The sequence below is a fragment of the Actinoplanes sandaracinus genome (genome assembly GCF_030009775.1).
Taxonomy (GTDB): domain Bacteria; phylum Actinomycetota; class Actinomycetes; order Mycobacteriales; family Micromonosporaceae; genus Actinoplanes; species Actinoplanes sandaracinus.
The window spans coordinates 241,411-261,691 of record NZ_JASCTH010000001.1 but is presented as its reverse complement, the minus strand read 5'-3'; the positions used below and the strand labels follow the sequence as shown (position 1 = coordinate 261,691).

The 20,281-nt window shown below is 70.8% G+C and carries 18 protein-coding genes and 1 pseudogene; 8 read left to right on the top strand and 11 right to left on the bottom strand.

From position 1 onward, the window contains the following. Positions 1 to 16: 16 nt before the first annotated feature. Positions 17 to 1,144, top strand: a complete 1,128-nt coding sequence (locus QLQ12_RS01220) for a restriction system modified-DNA reader domain-containing protein (protein WP_282756504.1) — start codon at positions 17 to 19, stop codon at positions 1,142 to 1,144. Here the strand turns inward: QLQ12_RS01220 and QLQ12_RS01215 are convergent, their stop codons facing one another. From QLQ12_RS01215 to QLQ12_RS01200, 4 genes are read right to left on the bottom strand one after another with little or no spacing between them, the layout of a single operon-like run. Continuing rightward, a complete protein-coding gene (locus QLQ12_RS01215) occupies positions 1,145 to 4,882 on the bottom strand; it encodes a CHAT domain-containing protein (RefSeq protein ID WP_282756502.1) in 3,738 nt (1,245 codons plus the stop codon). Then, positions 4,875 to 6,152, bottom strand: a complete 1,278-nt coding sequence (locus tag QLQ12_RS01210; RefSeq protein WP_282756500.1) for a hypothetical protein — start codon at positions 6,150 to 6,152, stop codon at positions 4,875 to 4,877. Before QLQ12_RS01210 ends, QLQ12_RS01215 begins: the two co-directional genes overlap by 8 nt. Further along, positions 6,149 to 7,570 carry a CATRA conflict system CASPASE/TPR repeat-associated protein gene (locus QLQ12_RS01205; RefSeq protein ID WP_282756498.1) on the bottom strand — a complete coding sequence of 474 codons (1,422 nt, stop codon included), beginning with the start codon at positions 7,568 to 7,570 and terminating at the stop codon, positions 6,149 to 6,151. The genes QLQ12_RS01210 and QLQ12_RS01205 overlap by 4 nt, the downstream gene beginning before the upstream one ends. Further along, on the bottom strand, positions 7,551 to 7,910 hold the full coding sequence (locus QLQ12_RS01200) for a CATRA system-associated protein (RefSeq protein ID WP_282756497.1): 360 nt from the start codon (positions 7,908 to 7,910) through the stop codon (positions 7,551 to 7,553). The genes QLQ12_RS01205 and QLQ12_RS01200 overlap by 20 nt, the downstream gene beginning before the upstream one ends. 114 nt (positions 7,911 to 8,024) lie before the next feature. Here QLQ12_RS01200 and QLQ12_RS01195 point away from each other — a divergent pair, with 114 nt between their 5' ends. Both QLQ12_RS01195 and QLQ12_RS01190 read left to right on the top strand, forming a co-directional pair. Continuing rightward, positions 8,025 to 8,708, top strand: coding sequence for a maleylpyruvate isomerase N-terminal domain-containing protein (locus tag QLQ12_RS01195; RefSeq protein ID WP_282756495.1), 684 nt, complete (start codon positions 8,025 to 8,027; stop codon positions 8,706 to 8,708). Positions 8,709 to 8,779: 71 nt separating this feature from the next. Beyond that, positions 8,780 to 9,769: a GNAT family N-acetyltransferase gene (locus tag QLQ12_RS01190; RefSeq protein ID WP_282756492.1), complete on the top strand. Its 990-nt coding sequence runs from the start codon at positions 8,780 to 8,782 to the stop codon at positions 9,767 to 9,769. A gap of 74 nt (positions 9,770 to 9,843) precedes the next feature. On the opposite strand, the gene QLQ12_RS01185 is transcribed toward QLQ12_RS01190, so the two are convergent. Next, positions 9,844 to 10,011 (bottom strand): hypothetical protein, encoded by a 168-nt coding sequence (locus QLQ12_RS01185; protein ID WP_282756491.1) that lies wholly within the window; start codon positions 10,009 to 10,011, stop codon positions 9,844 to 9,846. A gap of 144 nt (positions 10,012 to 10,155) precedes the next feature. On the opposite strand from QLQ12_RS01185, the gene QLQ12_RS01180 reads away from it, so the two are divergent. After that, positions 10,156 to 11,460 carry a hypothetical protein gene (locus QLQ12_RS01180; RefSeq protein ID WP_282756489.1) on the top strand — a complete coding sequence of 435 codons (1,305 nt, stop codon included), beginning with the start codon at positions 10,156 to 10,158 and terminating at the stop codon, positions 11,458 to 11,460. Positions 11,461 to 11,731: 271 nt separating this feature from the next. Here QLQ12_RS01180 and QLQ12_RS01175 read toward each other — a convergent pair whose 3' ends face one another. Continuing rightward, entirely contained in the window at positions 11,732 to 12,202 is a 471-nt protein-coding gene (locus QLQ12_RS01175; protein ID WP_282756487.1) for a hypothetical protein, read from the bottom strand. Positions 12,203 to 12,657: 455 nt separating this feature from the next. Here QLQ12_RS01175 and QLQ12_RS01170 point away from each other — a divergent pair, with 455 nt between their 5' ends. Further along, positions 12,658 to 13,833 (top strand): hypothetical protein, encoded by a 1,176-nt coding sequence (locus tag QLQ12_RS01170; protein ID WP_282756485.1) that lies wholly within the window; start codon positions 12,658 to 12,660, stop codon positions 13,831 to 13,833. 221 nt (positions 13,834 to 14,054) lie between these two features. Here the strand turns inward: QLQ12_RS01170 and QLQ12_RS01165 are convergent, their stop codons facing one another. Beyond that, positions 14,055 to 14,873 carry an SAM-dependent methyltransferase gene (locus QLQ12_RS01165; RefSeq protein ID WP_282756483.1) on the bottom strand — a complete coding sequence of 273 codons (819 nt, stop codon included), beginning with the start codon at positions 14,871 to 14,873 and terminating at the stop codon, positions 14,055 to 14,057. A gap of 157 nt (positions 14,874 to 15,030) precedes the next feature. Here QLQ12_RS01165 and QLQ12_RS01160 point away from each other — a divergent pair, with 157 nt between their 5' ends. Beyond that, a complete protein-coding gene (locus tag QLQ12_RS01160; RefSeq protein ID WP_282756481.1) occupies positions 15,031 to 15,549 on the top strand; it encodes a carboxymuconolactone decarboxylase family protein in 519 nt (172 codons plus the stop codon). 87 nt (positions 15,550 to 15,636) lie between these two features. Here the strand turns inward: QLQ12_RS01160 and QLQ12_RS01155 are convergent, their stop codons facing one another. Continuing rightward, positions 15,637 to 16,713 (bottom strand): NAD(P)H-dependent flavin oxidoreductase, encoded by a 1,077-nt coding sequence (locus QLQ12_RS01155; RefSeq protein ID WP_282756478.1) that lies wholly within the window; start codon positions 16,711 to 16,713, stop codon positions 15,637 to 15,639. Continuing rightward, on the bottom strand, positions 16,710 to 17,306 hold the full coding sequence (locus QLQ12_RS01150; protein WP_282756476.1) for a flavodoxin family protein: 597 nt from the start codon (positions 17,304 to 17,306) through the stop codon (positions 16,710 to 16,712). Before QLQ12_RS01150 ends, QLQ12_RS01155 begins: the two co-directional genes overlap by 4 nt. An 83-nt stretch (positions 17,307 to 17,389) precedes the next feature. Here QLQ12_RS01150 and QLQ12_RS01145 point away from each other — a divergent pair, with 83 nt between their 5' ends. Next, positions 17,390 to 18,013 (top strand): TetR/AcrR family transcriptional regulator, encoded by a 624-nt coding sequence (locus QLQ12_RS01145; protein ID WP_282756474.1) that lies wholly within the window; start codon positions 17,390 to 17,392, stop codon positions 18,011 to 18,013. Positions 18,014 to 18,116: 103 nt separating this feature from the next. Beyond that, positions 18,117 to 18,296 (top strand): annotated as a pseudogene (locus tag QLQ12_RS01140) (aminoglycoside phosphotransferase); the annotation flags it as partial. Between the two features lie 59 nt (positions 18,297 to 18,355). Here QLQ12_RS01140 and pdxY read toward each other — a convergent pair. Continuing rightward, entirely contained in the window at positions 18,356 to 19,207 is an 852-nt protein-coding gene (pdxY, locus tag QLQ12_RS01135; protein WP_282756472.1) for a pyridoxal kinase PdxY, read from the bottom strand. Positions 19,208 to 19,323: 116 nt separating this feature from the next. Continuing rightward, a complete protein-coding gene (locus QLQ12_RS01130; RefSeq protein ID WP_282756470.1) occupies positions 19,324 to 20,208 on the bottom strand; it encodes an NAD(P)-dependent oxidoreductase in 885 nt (294 codons plus the stop codon). Positions 20,209 to 20,281: the final 73 nt, after the last annotated feature.

Sequence of the window (20,281 nt, the reverse complement as noted above, 5' to 3'; positions counted from 1 at the left end):
CAGCCGGGGGTGAGCGGTGCTCGAACTGCGAGATGTCGTCAAGCAGTGCGGTGAGCGACTGGAGCGTTTCCGGCGTAGTCCCCGCAGGCTGGGCGAGCAGAACACCAAGGCGAGCCTGATCAGCCCCATCATCGAGGCGCTCGGCTGGGATCTTCGAGATCCCGACGAGGTCTCCCACGAATATCGGCGCAACAGCACCGAGAACCCGGTCGACTACGCGCTCTTGCTGCTGCGGACACCGAAGCTGTTCATCGAGGCCAAGGGCCTCGGTGAGAACCTGGACGTTCCTCGATGGGCCAATCAGACGATCGCCTATGCGACGGCTGCCGGGGTCGAGTGGGTCGCGCTGACCGACGGGATGGAGTGGCGGATCTACAACGCGCATGCTCCAGTTCCCATCGAGCAGAAACTGTTCCGAACCGTACGCATCGACGACCCGGAGCCTGCCGTGGAACTGCTCAGCCTGCTGAGCAAGGACAACATGCGGGACAACCGCATCGACGAGTTGTGGAACGGATTCTTCGTCGATCGTCAAGTTCATGCTGTGTTGACCAGCATGTTCAGCGAGACCGAGCCGCCCGCCGAGCTTGTCGCTCTGCTCGACCGACGTCTGCCTCGACTGACTTCCGACGCGATCCGGACAAGCCTGATCCGGGCACGCGCCTCGTTCGACTTCCCGGTACCCACCGGTCAGTCGACCCCGCCCTCAAGCGCCTCGGGGAATTCATCTCCGAGGCCCTCGCCTACGGCGGCCCCGACATTCACGCGAACCGGCACGTCGACCGCCGGTGCCCGGCGGACCAGGCAGGCAGTGACCACCCAGGAGCGGCTGATCAAGGTGACCGACATGATCGCCGCCGGACGGCTTGCACCGGGGGCCACGCTGCACGGCGACTATCGCGGCATAACGCGTCGTGGTGAGCTGCTCGCCGACGGCCAGGTCCGTTTCCACGGTCAGATCTACCCCTCGCTGTCGGCGGCGGGGCGGGCCGTCAAGATGGAGGACCTCGGCGCCGATGCGCCGGAGTCGAAGACTTCAACGGATGGGCTCGGCTTCTGGCGCACGACCGACGCCATCAGCGGCGACGTGGTCAGCGTCAAGGAGATCCGGCGCCGGACCGCCAGAGACGCCGACGGTGACTGATCATGGACCGGCGTGCACGAAGGGCGCCCACCCGCTCGGCAGCATCGGCGCTTCTCGGCGCAGACATCGGACACTGAAATGCAGAGCACGGGCGGCACGGTCCGGCCGGAGCCGGCCGTGGTCGGTGATCGCCTGGTACAGATAGGCGCCCAACTGCCCGGCCGCCGCGTCGGGCACCGACCAGAGGCTGCCCAGCACGTGCCGGCACCCGGCGAACTGCACGGCCGACGCCAACGTCATGACCTCGTCGGGCACCGAGAACCCGCCCTGCGCGGTGTGACAGGCGGACAGATAGGCGAACTCGCTGTCCGGCCGCACGGCGCGAGTGAGTTCGCTCAGGCCCAAGGAGCCGTCGGCGAGATCGATCCGGGCTTCGGACGGCGCGAAGATGTTCGTCCGGCCGTGGCCACCGAAGTGGAAGTAGCGGTGGGCGCCGAGGGCCTCGCGTACCGCCTCGACGGTCGCCGCCGCGCCGGCGATGACGGTGATGGGATGCCCGCCCAGCAGCTCGCCGATGGTTTCCGGTTCGGTCGAGGCGGCCGGCAGCGGCGAGCCTGAGTCGTCCGAGACCACCAGCAGCGGTTCGGGTTGTGGCGCTGGATCGGCGGGGCGTTCCCGAGCGGCGATCAGCGTGCCGAGCGTGGGTGTGTAGGACGAGATCACCCGGTCCAGGACGGCGGCGCCGTCACCCCGGGCATGGTGGCCCGCCGCATGCAGAGGCAGCAGGCTCATCGGACCGACCGGACACCACCACAGTCGTGGCCAGTGCGCGGCGTCGTCGCTGACCGGACCCATGCCCAGCGCGTCCAGCACGGGACCGGCGACGGCGTCCCACAGCCAGCCGAGGAAGGCGCTGATGAACTCCTCACGGGACGTCGCCAGCCGTAACGGCACATCGGGGCCGCTGAGCACCTGGGTAGCGGCGAGGAAACCCAGCGTCTGGCTCTGGATCTCCTGCGCCGTGGTGGGCAGTTCGACGGTGGTGACGCCGTCGACCGTGACGATCAACGCCGAGCACCGGGGCTCCACCGCGCCGATCACCACCACCGGCCCACCGGCTGCCGCCCGGTACAACTCGTGCGCCTCCGGCGGACGCAGGAAACCATGGAAGCCGGGCACCTGACGGGCCGCGGCGACCGCCCGGTCCCATGCGCGGGCGAGGGTGATCCGTTCCTCGCGCGACGGTGGTGCGGTTCCCTGTTCCAGGGACTGGAGCGCGGCACGCGCCGTGGCGAGCCGGGCCGCCACCTCGGGCGCGGCGTCGGTCAGCGTGCCGAGTTCCGAGCGCAGTTCGAGCCGCTGTGTCCAACCGATGGCCCGGCTCTGCTCGACCAGCTCCACGGCCCGGTCCGGGCGGTTCGCGGCGATGGCGGCACCGGCAGCGGCGGCCGGCAGATCGTTCAGATTGGTCAACGCGCGCTCGCGGCTGCGGTCGTCGATCCCTCGCCAGGCCTGCAACGGCAGCAGGCTCACCGCGGACTCGAAGGCGTGCAAGGCGGACCGGCCGTCACCCGGCAGCCATCGTGCTGCTCGGCCCCACACCACCGCGGCATTGATTCTGATCCGCGGCGGCAACTCCGAGGCGACGACGGCGTTCAGCACATCGGTGGCCTCGGCGGTGTCGGTCGTGCTGCCGGTGAGCGCGGCTCGTGTCCACAGGGCGGCGCCGAGGTTCACCGCGCCGATGCCGCCGTCCTGCGTGCTGCCGGGCAGGCCGCCGGCACGCCGGAACAGATCGATCGCCTCGGTCAGATCCGCCGGGTCGCTGTTGAGCTCCCCGCGGACCCGCAGGGCGCGGGCCAGGCAGGTGAGCCGGAACAACGACGTCGAGCCGGTGGCGTCGGGCGCCGCCACCGCTCGCCGGCCCAGCACGACCGCCAGTTCGAGGTCATCGGGATCCCGGCGGCTGTCGTAGCGCTGCCGCAGGGCCGACGCCATCGCCGCGGCGGTGAACCCCCAGCGCAGATCCGACTCGTCGGTGTCGCGCAACGTCTCGCCCAGTCGCTCGATGGCGACATCGAGATCCTCCGGTCGATGGGCGTCGAAACTGCGCCTGCGGAGTGTCTCCGCCAGGTTGTCGACGATGGTGTGCCGGCGAGGGCTGGTGGCAGGCACAGCGGCCGCGGCGTCTTCCAGGGCGGCCACGGCTTCGTCCAGGTCCGTCACGTTGCCGCTCACGTCGGCACGGGTTCGCAGAGCCAGGGCCAGATTGGATTGGCAGCCGGCCCGGTCGCCGGCCGACACGGCCGCGTCGACCGACGCCCTGCCGGCCTCCACGGCCTCGTCCAGGTCGCGTGCGTCGCCGGCGGCCCCGAACCTCGTGCGCAGGGCGACCCCGAAGTGGGACAACGCCGCCGCCCGCTCAGGATGGCCGGCGGGTGCGAGACGCACCGCCCGGCGGCCGTTCTCCACCGCCTCGCGCAGGTCGGCCGGATCGCCGTAGCGGTCGAGCCGGCTCTGCAGCGCCGCGCCCAGCTGAACGAGGCTTGCGATCTCATCCGGACGTCCGGCGGCGACCTCGACCGCCAGCCTGCCATGGCGGACCGCGCCGTCGGCATCCGGCCGCCGGCCCAGTTCGATGAAGCGATGCAGTAGTTGCCGGCTCAGGGCGGCGTGGTGGCCGGGTTCCGGTTCGCCGCGTCCCGGCGAGACGTCGAGCTCCGGAACCATCATCGAGAGGTACGCGCGCAGCCCTTCGGCGCCGGAGTTCTCCGGCGGCGCTGTGGTGGAGAACTCCGACGCGAGCCTGACCGCTTCATCGAGATCCGCGGGATTCCTCAGGCGACGATGACGCTCGGTGAGCGCCTGGCTGAGATTTCCCCGTACCCCATGGTGGGTTCGGGTGTCGCCGGAACTGACCGGCAACGCTTCTCGCAGCAGGGTGATCGCCTCGTCGAGACCGGGGCCGTCGTCGTCACGGACGGCGCGAGCCGTCAGCGCGCCACCGAGGGTGCACAACAGAGCGGGCCGGTTCTCGTCCGTGGGCCCGGCCGCGTCGAGCGCGGCCCGCAGCGCAACAAGCGCGAGGTCCAGCGCGTCGGGATCACTCTGGGCGTGGTACGTGGCGAGCAACGCGTTGCCGTAGGCGCCGAGGCAGATCGACCGGTGAAGGTGTCCCGGCGGCGCGGCGTCGACGGCTGCCCGCCCGTGTCGCACGGCTTCGGTCAGGTCGCCGTGGTCACCGAATCGCTGGCCCTTGAGACGCAGGGCGATGGCCAGGTAGGCCAGACTCAGCGGATGATGAAGATGCCCGGGCGTCTTCAGCTTCGGCCCTCCGCGCAGCATCGTCAGATAGGTGGAGAACGGCCCGATCTCCGTCGCCGACTGAAGCAGCGTGAGCACGTCGGTCAGTGCCGCGGCGCCGCCCATGTCCTCGGCGTCGAGGTCGGCGGGCAGGTCGAACAGGGCCCGGATCTCGGGCGGGATCAGCTCCGGCGGCGGGGCCGACTTCGGATCGCATCGATACAGCTGGTCGAAATGATTGATCGCCGCCAGCATCTCGGCCTGACGTTCCGCCTCCCGGCCGGCGGGCAGAGCCTGGAAGCGGCACCAGCGCAGGGTTCCGACCGCGTGGACGGCGATCACCCGCCGGGGGTCCGCGTCGTCGAGGGCGTTGGCCAGAGCGACCACGCGGCGGATGAGTTCCGGCACCGCCGCGTCCAGCACCGCGGCGGCCTGCCCGGCCTCCTGGTAGCCGCGGATGCGCGCATAGGCGTCCGCCAGAGCGTCGTCAATCATCGGCTTCCGTTTCCCTGAGAGTGTCGAACGGCTGGAGAACCGTCACCTGGTGGCCGCGTCTCACCAGGAAGGCCAGGTCATCATCGGGGACCATCGCGCCAGGGCCGGTGTACGCCGTACGCAACGCCCGCACGGCGAGGTTCTTCACGGTCGGAGTACGCGGTCCCGCGATCAGCGTGACGAGCATGCGGGCGGCGGCTTCGTACCGTCCACCGCGCAGGTACGCGAAACCGGCGTGCAACTGGACGACCGGCAGCAGCTCCGGGATGAGCGTCGCGGCCGCCGGCAGCATGGTGTCGGCATCGGTGCAGGCCTGGTCGTGCCGGCCCAGCCTGCTGTAGGAGTAGGCACGGTTGACCAGCAGCGTGAGATGTCCCGGCGGGTCGTCCGGGGTGCGGGCGCCGAGTGCCCGGTCGAGGCGGTCGGCCGCGTCCGCGTACCGCCGGCGGCCCATGGCGCCGACCCAGCCGGTCGTGTCGCCGAGTTCGACGTAGTCGAGGACCTGCGACGCGTCCGGCCAGTCGTGGGCGTACCCGAGTCGGAATGCCCGCCAGGCGCCGCCGGAGAACGACTCCAGCAGGGGCGCGAGGTCGCTGGCGCACTGCCCGGGAGTCGGTGGCGAGCACAGCATCCGGGCCTTCTGTTTGATGATCACCGCCCCGCTGTCCGCGGTGAACCCGAAGCTGGACCTGCGGGTGTCGCCGTGCAGCACGTGCTTGCGATGGCAGTGCGCCAGCAGTTCACCCAGGAGATACGCGGCGACCCCCTCGGCGTCGGTGTGGGACCGCAGCCGGTGCAGAACCTGTTCTGTGGACTCGTCATCGGCGCACCACCTCTGCACCAGCGACCGGAAGTCGGTGCGAACCGGATGCGATCGGCACATCAACGCGTCCGGCTGAGACAGGCCGGCGCGCTCGATCACCGCGCGTACGTCGTCGGGCCGGCCCACCAGGCACGGGAATGCCGGCAGTCCGAGTAGCGCCGACCTGATCAGCGGCCACTCCGGCGCGTCCCGGGAACGGCCGGGAACGCCGGCGGCCAGCGGAACGGCCGCGCAGTCGCCGATGGATTCCACCAGCGACTCCAGGTCGGCCAGCGAGCCTTCGCCGTCACGGCCCGCCCCGCTGACGCCGGGCGGCCGACGAGAGACGAGAACGAGCCGTCCCTCGTCGCGGGCGGCGCGGGACTGGTCGAGGAAGACCGGCACGCGGGAGCCGTCGACCTCATCGGCGTTCACGGTGAGCGGACCGAGCCGTACGGCCCGGCTCATCGGCGCCCGACCAGCAGCATCGACACGACCGCACAGCACGCCGCCGCGCCGGCAGTCAGCGGCCACGGCGCTGCCCCACCGCTGGTGACGGCCCACCCGAGGCTTGTCGCCAGCCAGCCGATCGCACCGGCCACCGGAGCGAGGAGAAGCCGATCCGTGACCCGCCGGGAACGCTGCTTGCGCGAGCCGGGCGGCCAGTGCAGGACCGCGGCCGGCAACCACAGCGCCGTGGACGCCAGCACCGCGATCACCGGCGCGTTGAGGGAGCCGGGAAGCGGCAGGTCGTACTCCAGGCTCTGGATCGCCGCCAGCGCCGTGAGCAGGAAGCCGAGCAGTGACGCCTGGAGCAGCATGAGGTGTTCCTGCCGTTCCCGCGTGCCGGCGTCGATGACGACCGCGCCCACCCTGCTGACCTGCTCGGTGCCGTCGACGGCGGCCGACAGGTACGTCTCCTCATTGCGCAGTTGGTCGGCGACCCAACGGCCGAGTGACCGATCGCTCTCCAGCACGCCGCCCAGCGACGACGTCATGTTCTCGATGGCGGTGTCCACCGTCCGCGCCATGATCCGCACCTGAGTCAGCGATGCGACCAGAGTGATGGCCTCGGCCTGGAGAGCGGCGAGGCCGCGGGCCATGTCCGGCAGACCGTCCACCGGGCCCGCCGACAGGATCAACGCCAGCCCCGCGCTACGGTCCCGGGCCCGCGAAGCGATGCCACGCAGCCCGGCCAGGTCCCGGACCAGCACATCGTGCTGGTACCGCAGCTTCGCCGCATGCATCAGGTACCTGGTGAAGGGCACCAGGCCCGGCTCGTCGTCGCTCCACAACCAGCGGTCGAGAGCATCCTCGCCGGAGAGCGGGGCGACCGCTAGCAGCCGGCGGTGTGCGAGCGCCGATTCCGGACGACCCGACGGCAGCTCCCACACGGTGATGCCGGCGTGACGGCGTTCCCCGGCCGAGGTCCATCCGCCGTCGTGGGGCGCCGGGACCAACGGCCGGAGACGGCGAGCGTACGACCGCGGCGAGGGTGTCGCCGCCGCGTCGGGCACCAGCCCGAGGTAGAGGACGACGCTGCCGATCGAGCCGTGCCCGACGCGGGGGACATCGCCCAGCGAATGCCAGTCGCCGTGCTCCGGAGCACACATCACGCTGAGCACGACGACGTCCTGGACCTGGTACGCGACCATCTCCTCGACACCTGTGGCGTCGCCGCGCCGGCCGGCGCCGAGAACGACCACCCGGTCGAGGTAGGCGGCGTCCGACGGTTCGCCCAGCACCGTGGGCAGGCCGGCGATCGGCTCCGCCAGCCCCCGCGCGCGGGCGGTGTCCCACACCTCCCGAAGGGCGCCGGACCGGACGCCGCTCGCGGAGAAGAAATGGTGGGTCAGCACGGCCGGCTTACTCAGGAACGGCGGCATGGCGCTCGGCGTGCGACGCGGCTGCCGGCTCCGTCTGCCCGGTCTCCGTCGGCGGCGGAGTCAACCGGTGCACCAGCTCATTGATCAGGTCACGGGTGCCGGTCGAGACACCCGCGCCCGTCACCGCGCCCATGCGTGCGTTGACCGAGCGGCCGACCCGATGCGGTCCACACAGCGAGAGCACCGATGCCGCGGCCCTGGCGGCGGCGATGTCGCCGGCCCGCAGTGCCCGGTGCACCCGCTGAACGACTTCGTCGACCTCCTCCCACAGGGCCGGTGACAGGGTCCAGTGCGGCACAGCTCGGAGCAGGCGAACGGTGGGGTCGACGGGCTCGATCACACGAAACCTCCAGTCGAGTCCATTTCGGCTGACGGTAATGCGATCCGGCCGGCAGGCGTCGCACTGGATGTGCCACCGGTTCCGGCGCCCACCACCGTTGATAGCTTGATCGGCATGACCCTGAACCGTGCGCTGGACGCGTTCCGCATCGAGGCGGAGGCTCTTTCACGGGCGGTAGCGAGCCTGTCCGAGAACGAGTGGCGTCTCGCGACCAGGTGTGAGCCGTGGACCGTCCGCGAGCTCGTGGGGCATGTGCGAGTGGTGATCGCCTGGCTGCCGGGAATGCTGGCCGCCGCCGAGCCGGACAGGGCCGAGGTTTCGGCGGTCGAGTACTACCGGCCGGACGACCGTTTCACCGTGCGGACCAACGCGGCCCGGATCAGCTTGGCGCAGGACTACGCGGCGGGACAGAGCGGTGGCGCGGCGCTCGTCGAGGACTTCACCGCGACGTGGCGACGCGTGGATCGACTCTGCCGCGCCGAGCGGGAGGACCGGGTGGTGCTCACCCGGCATGGGGACGCGATGCTGCTGTCGCAGTTCCTGCTCACCCGGGTGGTCGAGATCGCCGTTCACGGCCTGGACGTCGCCGACGCGCTGGGGCGTACGCCCTGGTTGAGCCGGCAGGCCGGAGACGTCCTGATGGAGTTGCAGCTCGGTCCGCAGTGGAGGGACGCGGTTCGCGAGCTGGGCTGGGATCGACCGGGGTTCCTGCGGAGGGCGACCGGGCGGCAGCCGATCGAGGCCGCGGACGTCGCGCGGGTCGAGCGGCTCGGCCTCCGGTGGCTCACGCTGGGCTGAGGGTTCGAAAGGCGGGGACCGTGGGCCGAATCGGGTTGCGTGACCGTGTGCGCCAGCCCCATGATCGCCGGATGCAGGTGCGCGCGCTCGACCCTCACGGGCCCGAATCCGGCCCGTGGTACGCGGCGTTTCGCGCGGGCAGCGTCGCCGGCCGGAAGCAGCCGACCATGGCCGGCGTCGCGTCGATGCTGACATCGCTGCGCACGACCGCCGGCAACGCCTTCCTCGACCGCCAGGCGTACGGCGCATGGGACGGCGACGAGTGTCTCGGCGGTGTCATCGTGAACCTGCCCCGGACGGCGAACACGCACACGACCGAGTTCGAATTGGCCGTGGCGCCGGAGCATCGCCGCCGTGGCGCGGGCACGGCTCTGTACGAAGCGGCCATCGCGGTGGCCCAGGCGCACGGACGCGACGTCGTCTCCGCCGAACTCCATGTGCCCCTTGCGCAGTCCCTCGCCGAGCACGCCGGCGGCCGGTTCGCCCTCGTGCGCGGCTTCGAGAGCAAGCTGACGGAGCGCCGCTACCTGCTCGGACTGCCCACCGAGTCGCGGCCGGTCGACGTACCCTCCGGATATCGGCTTCGCTCGTGGCTCGGTCCGGTGGCGTCCGGTTCGGCGGCCGACCTGGCCGTGATGCGCACACTGATGGAACGGGACGTCCCGGTCGGCGAACGCGACCACGAGCCGGTCGTTGTCACCGCCACCCAAGTGCTGCGCGGCGATGAGCGGCTGGCCGCTGCCGGCTGGGGGCTGGTCACGTCGCTGCTGAGCGCAGCAGACGGTACGCCCGCGGGGTACACCCGGATCTTCGTCAACTCCGACGGCCTTCATGCCCAGCAGGACGACACGTTCGTGCTCCGTGCTCACCGCGGCCGCCGCCTCGGCGCTGTGCTCAAGTCAGCCAACCTCGCCCGACTCGCGGCGCATTTCCCCGGCGTACGACACCTGCACACCTGGACGGCCGACGGCAACGAAGCCATGATCGCCACCAATCGAGCGTTCGGGTTTCGCCCGGTGGAATCCATGCACGTCATGGAAGCCCCGATACCGCGGGCCTGAGGCCGGTTCGGAAGACGCCGTCGCCCGCGGCGGGGGAGTGCGGACGGCGGAGCGCTCCGCCGCCCGGCGATGGATCAAGCTTTGGCGCGTCTGCGCCAGAGCACCACGCTCACGATGGCGCCGGCCGCGAGCGCGATCAGCGCCCACGGACTCGTTGCGGCCGCTTCGGGAACGGGTAGCACTGGAGAGGCGACAATGCCGCGCTCGCTGTCGTCCGGGTCCGGCTGGGCTGGCTCAGTCATGGTGACGACCATAGAGGGCGAGGTCCACCCGAACGCTCGTGGTCGTCCCGCCGGACGGGAAACCGAAGGTGATCGCAACCGTCTCGATGACGCGACTGAACATCATGGATGGACTTCCGAAAGGAACCCTCCAATACTCTGAGGATGGAAGTGAATACGGGGGGTGGCTTCACTGAAGGGCCCGCGGAAGTCGTCGTCGAGCTGAGCGCGGCCGAGGCCGCGGCCGGCACAGCGAAGACGATCGCGGCGCCACCGGACGGCACGCCCGTCATGATCTATTTTCTGCCGGGCGCCCGCGACGGCACGGTGCAGAACGTCGACCTGCCCTGGGTCGATCCGGCCACCGGCACAGCATCCACGCGCACCGTGGCCGTGGCCATCCGGGTGCTTCCCGCCGGATCGTTCCCGGCCGCCGGCGCCTTTCCTTCGTCGGGCTTCGCCGCACCCGCCCGGCGCCGGTTCGGCCCCCGCGCCCGGATCATCGCCGTTGCCCTGGGCATCACCCTCGTCGGCGGCATCTGCCTGGCGCCCACCCTGTTCCGGGGGAGTGACGCCAAGACCAGCAGCGGCGTCACCGGCAGCACCACCTCCACCACCACCACGACCACGACCCGGCCGACCGAGGAGGCCGTCGCCACGGCGCCCCCGCTCGATCCGGCCGCCTTCCAGAGCTCACTCGACGAGGCCGACAAGCAGTTGACCGCCGCCGTCGGCACCCTGGGGCGGGCCACCACGCCGCGCGCCGTGGCCGCCGCCGCCGACGCCCTGGCCGAGACGGTCCGTACCCAGGCGTCCATGTTGTCCGGGCTGACGGCGCCGGCCGCGGTCGTCTCCGCGCACGGCGACCTCGTCTCCGCGCTCTCCTCGCTGGAGAACGAGTTGACCTCGGTGTCCAGCTCCGCCGACAGCCGGAGCGTCTGCACCGGCGGCGCCGCCAGCGCCGCGCTCACCCGGGCCGGCGCCGCCGCGGACCTGCGGACCGCGATCACCGCGCTCGCCGCCGCCGACCCGGGCGCGAAGTACCGGTTCGGCTCGTTCCTTCCCGCCGCGACCGAGGATCAGAACCGTCGCCAGGCCAACGGCAGCTACCTGACCCGAACCACGGGCGGCAGCGGCCAACTCAAGATCGACAACGGCAACACGGTGGACACCGTGGTCAATCTGGTGAAGGTCGGCGCCAAGAAGCCGGCCGTCTCCGTCTACGTCAGAGGACAGAAGAAGGTCACCACGGGCCGCATCAAGGACGGCACCTATGAGGTCTTCATCTCCAGCGGCACCGACTGGGACGGCAAGCGCTTCACCCGGGACTGCCAGTTCAGCAAGTTCGACTCCAGCTTCAAGTTCACCACCACCTCGCGTCAGTACACGATCTGGCAGATCAGCCTGCAGGAGGTCCTGGGCGGCAACGCCACCTCGTCCGACGTCGACCCCGACTCGTTCCCGACCTGACCCGTACTTACGGAAGGACCGTCCCGACTTGTAGGGCCTCAGCCGGCCGACACCTGCTCGAACAGCTCCGCAAACCGAGCACCCGCAGACTCCTCGACCGCTACGCACCAGCCAAGCCAGCACCGCCCCAGCACCGGAGCAGATGAGCAATCGAAACAAGGACGACCTCACCCCTACGAAAGGAGGCGCGATGCAACAGCGAGCACGCCGGCCGCCGATGCAAAAATCGTCCGCCTTCCCACGGCGGATTGATCATCGCCGGTCGGGCATCCTACGTTGTCGGCACCAAGGGTGCGGTCGAGCCGGCGTCGATGGCCTCTCGGACCTTGCCGAGGGCGTCGCGGATCATGGCACCGTAGTCATCCGCCGGGAGTTCGTCGAGCGCAGCGGTGGCCTTGCCCAGGAAGTGCCGCGCCTGCTTCTGGTGTCCGGCCCGACGGTGGACGTCGGCCAGATTGAGGTGCAACGAAGGCAGGAAAGCCCGCGCCCGCCACGAGTCGTCAAAAGCGCGGGTCCGCTCGTCGGTGAGATCCGGGAACGCCGCCAGCGCGAGCTCATCCCACCGCAGCTCATCCTCCACCGACTCCTGCAGGTCAGCGAGATAATGGGCGATGGTGCACCGATGCAGGGCATCGTCGGTGGTCCCCCACAGACGCTCCAGGGCAGCGCGGGCACCGGCCTGGTCGCCTGCGACATTCAGCTCCTGGGCCTTGCGGATCTCTTCCATCACGACATCGGTCATGGCTCGTCCTCCGGTCAGCGGTCCCGCGACGCGCAGAGCCGCGCGTCGTCCAACCCGGGACAGAGCTTTGCCCCTCAATCAGGTCGAGGGTCAAGCACCGCGCACCACAAGCCCGGCCCGACGTCCGCTCAATGCTCACCCGCTGACCGCCGCCAACTCAGAGGAGAACCCACCCGACTGTAGGTTCTCATCGCCGATGGCGGACTCTCACGATCTTGGCGGCTGGGTCGGCGGTTCCGCCAAGATTGTGAGAGACGGCGTCGCCGCGTCGTGGGTGGATATCGCTGCGCGGCGGCCGGCGCGAGAAAACGCCAGACACGGTCGCGGTGGATACGGCACACTGCCTGCCGATGAGCTGTACTACTGACGACTGCGATCATTCCTGGCATTACCGCAGTCCACGGTCTCTGGCTGGGGCACTGCAGCGCGGGCTCGGCCGCGGCGCGCATCTCGCAATGTCCGACCCGGCGGCTCCGGAGTTGGTGGCGGACTGCCTCCGCCGGGATTACCGCTGGGACTGGCAGGTCGACGAGCGCGAGGTCTATCTGGCTCGGTTGGTGCGGGATCTGCGGCTGCCGGTCGAACCGATCGCCGCGGGCCTGTTTCACGCGCCCGCGGCAAAGGCCGACGACGACCATGAGTTCGCCACGACCCTCGGCGTGCTGGAGGTGCTGGGACGGGCCGGCATCGACGGAGTCGTCGACGAGGTGCGCCGCTACATCACCCACGGGAAGCGCTGGCTCGAAGCGCTCACCACGGTGGCCGTCTCCTGGCCGACCGAGTACTGGGACGACCTGCACCCCGTCTTGATCGGTCGGCTGGACGCCGCGGCGAGCGAGGATGTGCTGTGGCGATCACCGCCGTGGCCCCGCTGGGCCGAACGCGATCCGCGCATCGCCGCCGCGGTCCACGCCGCCGGTGCGCGCGTTCGTCCTCTCGCTCGGCCGTACGCCGCCGAATCCGACGATGCCCTACTCGACCTGCTGGCCGAGCCGGCCCGCGCCGCTGACTGGCGCCCGGCACTGCGAGAGCTGCGCCGCCGCCCACCGGACCTGCGCCTGCTCGACCTCGTCGACGGCATGCTCGCCGCCGATGGCGCTGCCGCGACGCAGATCGCGCCGCTACTGGGCCTCACTCTGGCCGAGCTGGGCGCCGGCGCGGTGCCCGCTGCGCGTTCGTGGGCGGCCACTCCTGGCCATCCTCTGCGCTGGACCGCGTTCCGGTTGCTGGCAGCGCACGGCGCCGACAGCGATGCTCCCGCCGTCGTCGCCGGGCTGGACTGGCTCGACGAAAGACCCGATGACCTGTGCGGCTACGACGAACTCGTCGTCGGCCTGGCGCGGATCGGGGGATCGGCCAGCACGGCGGCGTCGCCCCGGCTCCGCCGACTGTGGTACAGCCCGCACTCCTACGAGCGCCCGGCCTACCTGCGGGCGCTCGTCGCACTCGACCCGACCGGCGCGGAACGCTTCCTGGTGGAAGGGCTCTGGGATTGTGAGACCGACGTCAGGATGCTGGCTGTGCAACGCGCGCCACTGACCGACATGACGCGCGAGCGGCTGCGCTACCTGCGTGACGACCCGATCGAACACCCGGACGTACGTGCTGCCACGAGCGGCCGCCTGGGATAGAAGCGGGACGCGGTGGTGAGTCGCTGGTTCTGAGCAGCGGGCCGCTCCCCACCGGGACCAGTCATTCCTGCCGCACCAAGACCATGAAGAAAAGCGCCAGATCGGTGAGAATCCCGCACCGCCCACCAGGTCAGCGCGCTGACCCCCCGACATCTTGGTGGAGAACCTACAACGGACCCGTGGGAATCGTTCGTGAGCCCTCGGAGTGGCGTTCCGCGTGGTCACCGGATCTTTCGTGCGACCGCCCCGTAACCGGTGGCCTCGGCGGGGGTGGGGCGGGGCCCCGGCTGCGGCCGCCAGTCGGAGACCGAGACGATCCCCGGTTTCAGCAGGTCGAGGCCGTCGAAGAAGCGCGAGACGTCCGCCAACGGGCGGGGACAGAACATCGGCTTGATGCCTCTGTTCACCCCGTTCATTGCGGCGATCGTGTCAGGGTCGAGCGGGTCGAACGTCGCATGCGACAGCACCAGGTAACTACCGGCGGGCAGGGCGGCGACCAGTTCCCGCACGATGTCGTACGGGTTCTCGTTGTCCTCGACGAAATGCAGGAGGGCCACGAGCAGCAGCGCGACCGGCTGGGAGAAGTCCAGCGTGTTCCGCAGGGCCGGATTGGCGAGGATCCTGTCCGGGGTCCTCGCGTCGGCGTCGATGTAGGCGGTGGCGCCCTGCGGAGAACTGGTCAGCAGGGCTCGGGCGTGCACGAGCACCAGCGGATCGTTGTCCACATAGACGATCCGCGACTCGGGGGCGATCCGCTGCGCGACATCGTGGACGTTGTCGGCGGTCGGCAGCCCGGTGCCGATGTCCAGGAATTGCCGGATCCCCGCCTCGGCGGCGAGAAACCTCACCGCCCTCTGCATGAAGGCTCGGTTCTCGCGGGCGGCGGTGCGGATGTGGGGGAACACCGCGGCGATCGCCTCGGCCGCGTCGCGGTCGGCCTGGAAGTTGTCCTTGCCACCGAGCCAGTAGTCGTACCGTCGCGCGGGATGCGGTTTTGTCATATCGATGCGGGCCGCGAGGTCCGAGTTGCCGGTACTCACCAAGATCTCCCTGTCGTCCGTGACGCGAGACGGCAGACTTTACGAGATTCGGTGCGAGAGATCCATTCTGGTCGCTGGGGAAGATCCTCGCCTGTCGGACGCCGCAGGGTGGCCGTTCGGACGTGGATATCGGCGGCCAGGCGTGATGACGTGGGGTGTGCCGCACATCGATCTGCCGCCGCTGCCCGGGATCGCCGGGCTCCTGGCCGGCTACCCGCAGACCGCCGGTCCGCTCAACAGCCTCGCCGAGACCTTGCTGCGAGGTCCCTCGCCGCTCACCCCGGCGCAGCGGGAGACCATCGCCGCGTACGTGTCCGGCCGTAACGAATGCGCTTTCTGCGCCCGGACCCACGACGCCGTGGCGCGGCGGCTGCGCCGCGACGACGGGTCCGGCTCGTCCTCGGCGGAGACGGATCCCCTGATGGTCGCGTTGCTGGCCGTCGCCGACAAGGTCCGCGTGGACGGCCGGTCGGTGACTGCCGAAGACGTCGCCCAGGCACGCGCGGCCGGGGCCGACGACCGCACCGTTCACGACACCGTGCTCATCGCGGCGGCGTTCAGCATGTTCAATCGATATGTGGACGGGCTCGACACGCTCACTCCGACGGATCCGAGCGCTTATGACAGGCATGCCCAAGCCCTGGCCGAGCACGGATACGTGCGGCCCCCGGTGTGAACACCGCCGCCTCTCCCACCGCGAAAATGTAGCGCCGAGGCCGGCAGCCGTCCGTCCACCGGCGCTCGGGCGCTCAGCCGATGCCTGTCAGGCGGGCCGGTCCTTTGCCGCTAACCGGTCCGCGGCGTCGGCTACCAGCGTGGCGAGGTACTCCTGGGCGGTGATCGGCCGTGACAGCGACGCCGCCTGGCCGGCCCAGAGGTTGACGTACCGGGAGTCGTCGCGCGCGGCGGCGGCTCGGCGCAGCGGCTGCATGAGCGCGTTCTGCACCGGGTACTCGGGCACGTACGCCTCCTCGCCCGCGAACTCCCGGATCAGCGGGTTGATGATCGCCCGCGCGGGCCGGCCGGAGAAGAGCCGGGTCAGCACGGTGATCCGGGCGTCGGGCCCGGTGAGCGCCGCTTTGTGGACGGGACTCGCCCCGGACTGCAGAGTCGCCAGGAATCCGGTGCCGATCTGGACGCCCTCGGCGCCGAGAGCGAGCGCCGCCGTGACGCCGCGATGGTCGGCGATCCCGCCGGCCGCGACGACCGGGATGCCGACGGCGTCGACGACCTGCGGAACGAGCGAGAACGTGCCGACCAGTGACTCGGCGACCGGGCGCAGGAAGGCGCCCCGATGCCCTCCGGCGTCGCTGCCCGACGCCACCACGACGTCGAGTCCCGCGGCCTCGACGGCCACCGCTTCGTCGACGGTGGTGGCGGTGCCGATCGTCACGATGCCGCGGCGGCGGGCCTCGGCCACCACACCGGCGGACGGCGTGCCCATGACGAAACTGATCACCGGTGGCTGCGCGGCCAGCAGCGCCGCCACCTGATCGTCGAAGGCGGGCGGCGGCGCGTACGAAGTCGGCACCGGTATGCCGAGGCGGTCGTAGAGCGGCCGGAGCCGGTCGAGGTCGGCCGGCGCCGGGCGCAGGGCCGCCTCCCGCGGGTGCGGGACCCACAGGTTCACGTTGAACGGCCGCTCTCCGGGCACCGCTGCCTTCAGGTCGGCGACGAGGGCCGTGATGGCGCCGGGGTCCAGGTGGTGCGCGCCGAACGAGCCGAGGCCGCCGGCGCCGCTCACCGCGGCGGCGAGTGCGACGCTCGACAGGCCACCGCCGAACGGGCCCTGGATGATCGGGAGATCGGTGCCGAGCAGCCGGGTGAGCCGGGTGTTCATGCCGCACCGACCAGCCGGCCGTGGCGCAGTTGGACGGCGACCTGGGCGACCCGGCGGCCGAGGTGCTCGGCGGTGCGCAGGTCGGCCCCCGCCGGCGCCTCGGCCGGGCCAGCGTCGGACGGCGCCTGTGCCATCGCGCCGAGGAAGCCGCCCAGCCGGTTGAGATCCTCCACATCGCCGGTGCTGCTGTAGAGCCAGCCGGGCGCGAGGCCCAGCGAGACCCAGTGCATGCCGTGCTGGGCGGCGAACACCGCCAGCGACGACAGGGTGTTCAGCTTGTCCCCGCTGACTCCGGCGGACGTCGTGAAGCCGGCGGCGAGCTTGTCGCGCCAACCCTGCCGCGCCCAGACCGGGCCGCTGGCCTCGGCGAAGGCCTGGAAGACGGCGGACTGGCTGCCCATGTGGGTGGGGGTGCCGAAGATGATGGCCTCGGCGTCGGCGAGCGTCTCCCACAGCGGGGCGTCCAGCACGGCGACGTCGCACAGGGCGGCGCTGACACCGGGAACCGATGCCGCACCGGACGCGACGGCCTGCGCCTGCCGTGCGGTGTGGCCGTAGCCGCTGTGATACGCGATGGCGACTCTGGTGGACATGTGCGCTCCTTTCAAGAGGCGATGACATCACGGTAGACGACCGGTCAACTAAAAGATAGTTGACCGCCCGTATACTCGTCGCCATGGGTCGCACCAGTACCGCTCGTGACCGGCTGCTCGACAGCGCCTGTGAGCTCATGCACACCCGTGGCTACACGGCCATCGGCGTGGCCGAGATCTGCGGCCGGGCCGACGTTCGCAAGGGCAGCTTCTACCACTTCTTCGAGTCCAAGCAGGCCCTCACCGTCGAGGTGATCGACACCCACTGGCAGGGGCAACGTGTCGCCTGGCGCGAGCGGCTCACCGGACCGGAGCCGGCCGTCGAACGCCTCCAGCGGCTCATCGCCTGGCTCGTCGCGACACAACGGGAGGCGTGGCAGGAAACCGGCCGGGTCGACGGGTGCCTGCTGGGCAACCTCGCGATAGAACTGAGCAATCAGGAGGCCGTCGTCCAGCAGCGCCTCACCGCCGCCTTCGACGAACAGGCCGAGCTCGTCCACACCGCACTCACCGACGGCGCTGAGGACGGCAGCGTCGCACCCGGGTGCGCCGACCGGGCCACCGCACGCGCCGTGGTCGCCCAGATCGAGGGCGCCGTGCTGCTGGCGAAACTCGCGGGCGACGTGGGATCACTCGACGATCTGTGGCCGCACGTACGACGCCTCGTGACGGCCGACCCGCCGGCCCACGCGTCAACCGCCCGCTGACACACCCGGCGGGGTGTGAAGGTGATCGGCATCGAACAGCCCTTCACCGGATCCGTCCGTCGGCGGGTGGACAGGCGGCGCCGCGAGGCTACCGTTGCTCCGCATGACCCACGCCGAGATTGAGATCACCGCGGAACTGGTCCGGGATCTGGTCCGCGACCAGCACCCCGACCTCGCCGATCGTCCGGTCCGGCTGGGCGCCCGTGGATGGGACAACCAACTATGGCGGCTCGGTGACGACCTAGCCGTCCGGCTTCCCTGGGCGACCGGGTCGGCGGACGCGCCCGCGCCGAATCGGTCTTCCCACGTCCGGGCGCGACCGCACCCGGACGTGGGCCGAGCTCAGCGCACCTGCTTGGCGCTGAACTGCATACGCGGTGCGGCGTAGAACTCCTGGGCCTGCACCAACCGGAGCTCACGCTCCCCGGACCGGTAGGTGAGATCGATCAGATCGAAGACGCTGGAGGCCGTACGCTCCAGCGACACCGCCGGGTCCCCGGTCTCGACGTAGTGGGCGGTGAACAGCGCTGCCGTGACGTCACCGGACCCGTTCGCCTTGAACGGCAGGTGCGGGGTGCTCACGAGCCAGGCGCCGGCGCGGTCCACGACAAGCATCTCGATCACGCCTTCCGGCCGGTCGGGGCGCTCCACGCTGGTGACCAGCACGGTCGACGGGCCCATGGCGCGGGCGAGGTCGGCCGAGGCGAGGGTCGACTCGATGCTCGCCGGCTCGGTGCCGGTCAGGAATCCCAGCTCGAACTGGTTCGGGGTGATGATGTCGGCCATCGGCACGACCCGGTCCCGCAGCAGGACGGGGATCTCGGGTGCGACGAAACATCCGGACTTGGCGTTGCCCATCACCGGATCGCACGCATAGATCGCCGAGGGGTTCGCGGCCTTTACCCGCCGCACGGCGTCGATGATGACATCACCGATGCCCACCCCGCCCTGATATCCGGACAGCACGGCGTCGATCTGCGGAAACACTCCACGCTCCTGCACGCCGAGCAGGATCTCGGCCACATCGGCCGGCGGGATGAGCGGCCCCCGCCACGCGCCGTAGCCCGTGTGGTTGGAGAAGTTCACCGTCGGAACCGGGACGACCTCGACACCGATGCGCTGCAGCGGGAACACGGCTGCGGAGTTCCCGACATGGCCGTGGGCGACCGCTGACTGGATGGATAAGACCTTCATGGCCTGAGCCTAGAGATCCGTCTGCGGGCTGCCGGGGCGCGGAGCCACGGAGTGCGCGTCCACGGATCAGGAGCCCTTCATGCCGGACAGTCGAGCATCCCGAGGGGACCCGGCGCTCATTCCCGCAAACCGTCGGCCACCTGATGCGCGGTGATCGCGTGGGACAGGGTCTCGGGCCGGCCGTCGGCGAGCGGCCGGTCCGCGATGTCGGCCCAGACGGCGGCGAAGGCCTCGAAAAGTTCCGGCGTGAGGCCCGCCGCGGCCTGGGACCGCGCGATTTCCCGCATTTCGGCGACATAGCGGTGCGCCTTGGTCGAGGCCAGGGCCACCTCGTACGGGGTTCCGAAGCTCTCGCCGAGGTCGGCCATGACCGGCTCCAGGACACCGTGCGCCGACGCGGCACGGATCGCCTGCGCCATCAGCCCCATCAAACCCTTGTAGACCGACGCGGTGGACATCTTCACCGCGCTCGCGGCGCCGACGTGCTCGCCGACCACCACGGGCGTCGCGTGGGTCCAGCGCAGCTCGGCGATCTCGGCGGCCCGGGGCCCGGAGAGGTAGAGGGTCGCGCCAGGCCGTACCGTCGGCGGCGGGCCGGAGATGGAGCCGTCCACGAAGTCGAGGCCCGCGGCGGTGATCACCGTCGCGGCCGTGGTCGCGGTCGCCGGCGAGATGGCGTTGAGGTCCACCACGAGCGGCCGAGCGGTCCTCTGCCCGGCTCGCGCCAGCCGCTCGGCGACGTGCGGGATCGCGGCCGTCGTGGCGATGTCGCCGGCGGCGCCGACCGCGGCTCCGGGCGGCGTGACGACGAGGATCACGTCCGCCTCGGTGACCACATCCGCCAGGCCGGGCACCACGCGCAGCCCGGCGGCATCCGCCAGGCGTGCCGTGCGGGCCGACCGGCCCGCCAATGAGGTGACGACGTCGTGCCCGCCCTCGCGCAACGCCCAGCCGAGTCCTGAGCCCATGTGGCCGGCACCCACCAAGCCGATGATCTGCATGCTCGCAATCTAGCGGCAGAAGGCGAGGAGATCCGCCGCCGTACCGCTGAGCCGGCCCGGGCACGGTGGCCGC

What these genes read in the sequence shown, in the direction of transcription:
- QLQ12_RS01215 (WP_282756502.1), bottom strand. Translation starts at nt 4,882, where the DNA reads ATGATTGACGACGCTCTGGCGGACGCCTATGCGCGCATCCGCGGCTAC.
- QLQ12_RS01210 (WP_282756500.1), bottom strand. Translation starts at nt 6,152, where the DNA reads ATGAGCCGGGCCGTACGGCTCGGTCCGCTCACCGTGAACGCCGATGAG.
- QLQ12_RS01205 (WP_282756498.1), bottom strand. Translation starts at nt 7,570, where the DNA reads ATGCCGCCGTTCCTGAGTAAGCCGGCCGTGCTGACCCACCATTTCTTC.
- QLQ12_RS01195 (WP_282756495.1), top strand. Translation starts at nt 8,025, where the DNA reads ATGACCCTGAACCGTGCGCTGGACGCGTTCCGCATCGAGGCGGAGGCT.
- QLQ12_RS01190 (WP_282756492.1), top strand. Translation starts at nt 8,780, where the DNA reads ATGCAGGTGCGCGCGCTCGACCCTCACGGGCCCGAATCCGGCCCGTGG.
- QLQ12_RS01185 (WP_282756491.1), bottom strand. Translation starts at nt 10,011, where the DNA reads ATGACTGAGCCAGCCCAGCCGGACCCGGACGACAGCGAGCGCGGCATT.
- QLQ12_RS01180 (WP_282756489.1), top strand. Translation starts at nt 10,156, where the DNA reads ATGGAAGTGAATACGGGGGGTGGCTTCACTGAAGGGCCCGCGGAAGTC.
- QLQ12_RS01175 (WP_282756487.1), bottom strand. Translation starts at nt 12,202, where the DNA reads ATGACCGATGTCGTGATGGAAGAGATCCGCAAGGCCCAGGAGCTGAAT.
- QLQ12_RS01170 (WP_282756485.1), top strand. Translation starts at nt 12,658, where the DNA reads ATGTCCGACCCGGCGGCTCCGGAGTTGGTGGCGGACTGCCTCCGCCGG.
- QLQ12_RS01155 (WP_282756478.1), bottom strand. Translation starts at nt 16,713, where the DNA reads ATGAACACCCGGCTCACCCGGCTGCTCGGCACCGATCTCCCGATCATC.
- QLQ12_RS01150 (WP_282756476.1), bottom strand. Translation starts at nt 17,306, where the DNA reads ATGTCCACCAGAGTCGCCATCGCGTATCACAGCGGCTACGGCCACACC.
- QLQ12_RS01145 (WP_282756474.1), top strand. Translation starts at nt 17,390, where the DNA reads ATGGGTCGCACCAGTACCGCTCGTGACCGGCTGCTCGACAGCGCCTGT.
- pdxY (WP_282756472.1), bottom strand. Translation starts at nt 19,207, where the DNA reads ATGAAGGTCTTATCCATCCAGTCAGCGGTCGCCCACGGCCATGTCGGG.
- QLQ12_RS01130 (WP_282756470.1), bottom strand. Translation starts at nt 20,208, where the DNA reads ATGCAGATCATCGGCTTGGTGGGTGCCGGCCACATGGGCTCAGGACTC.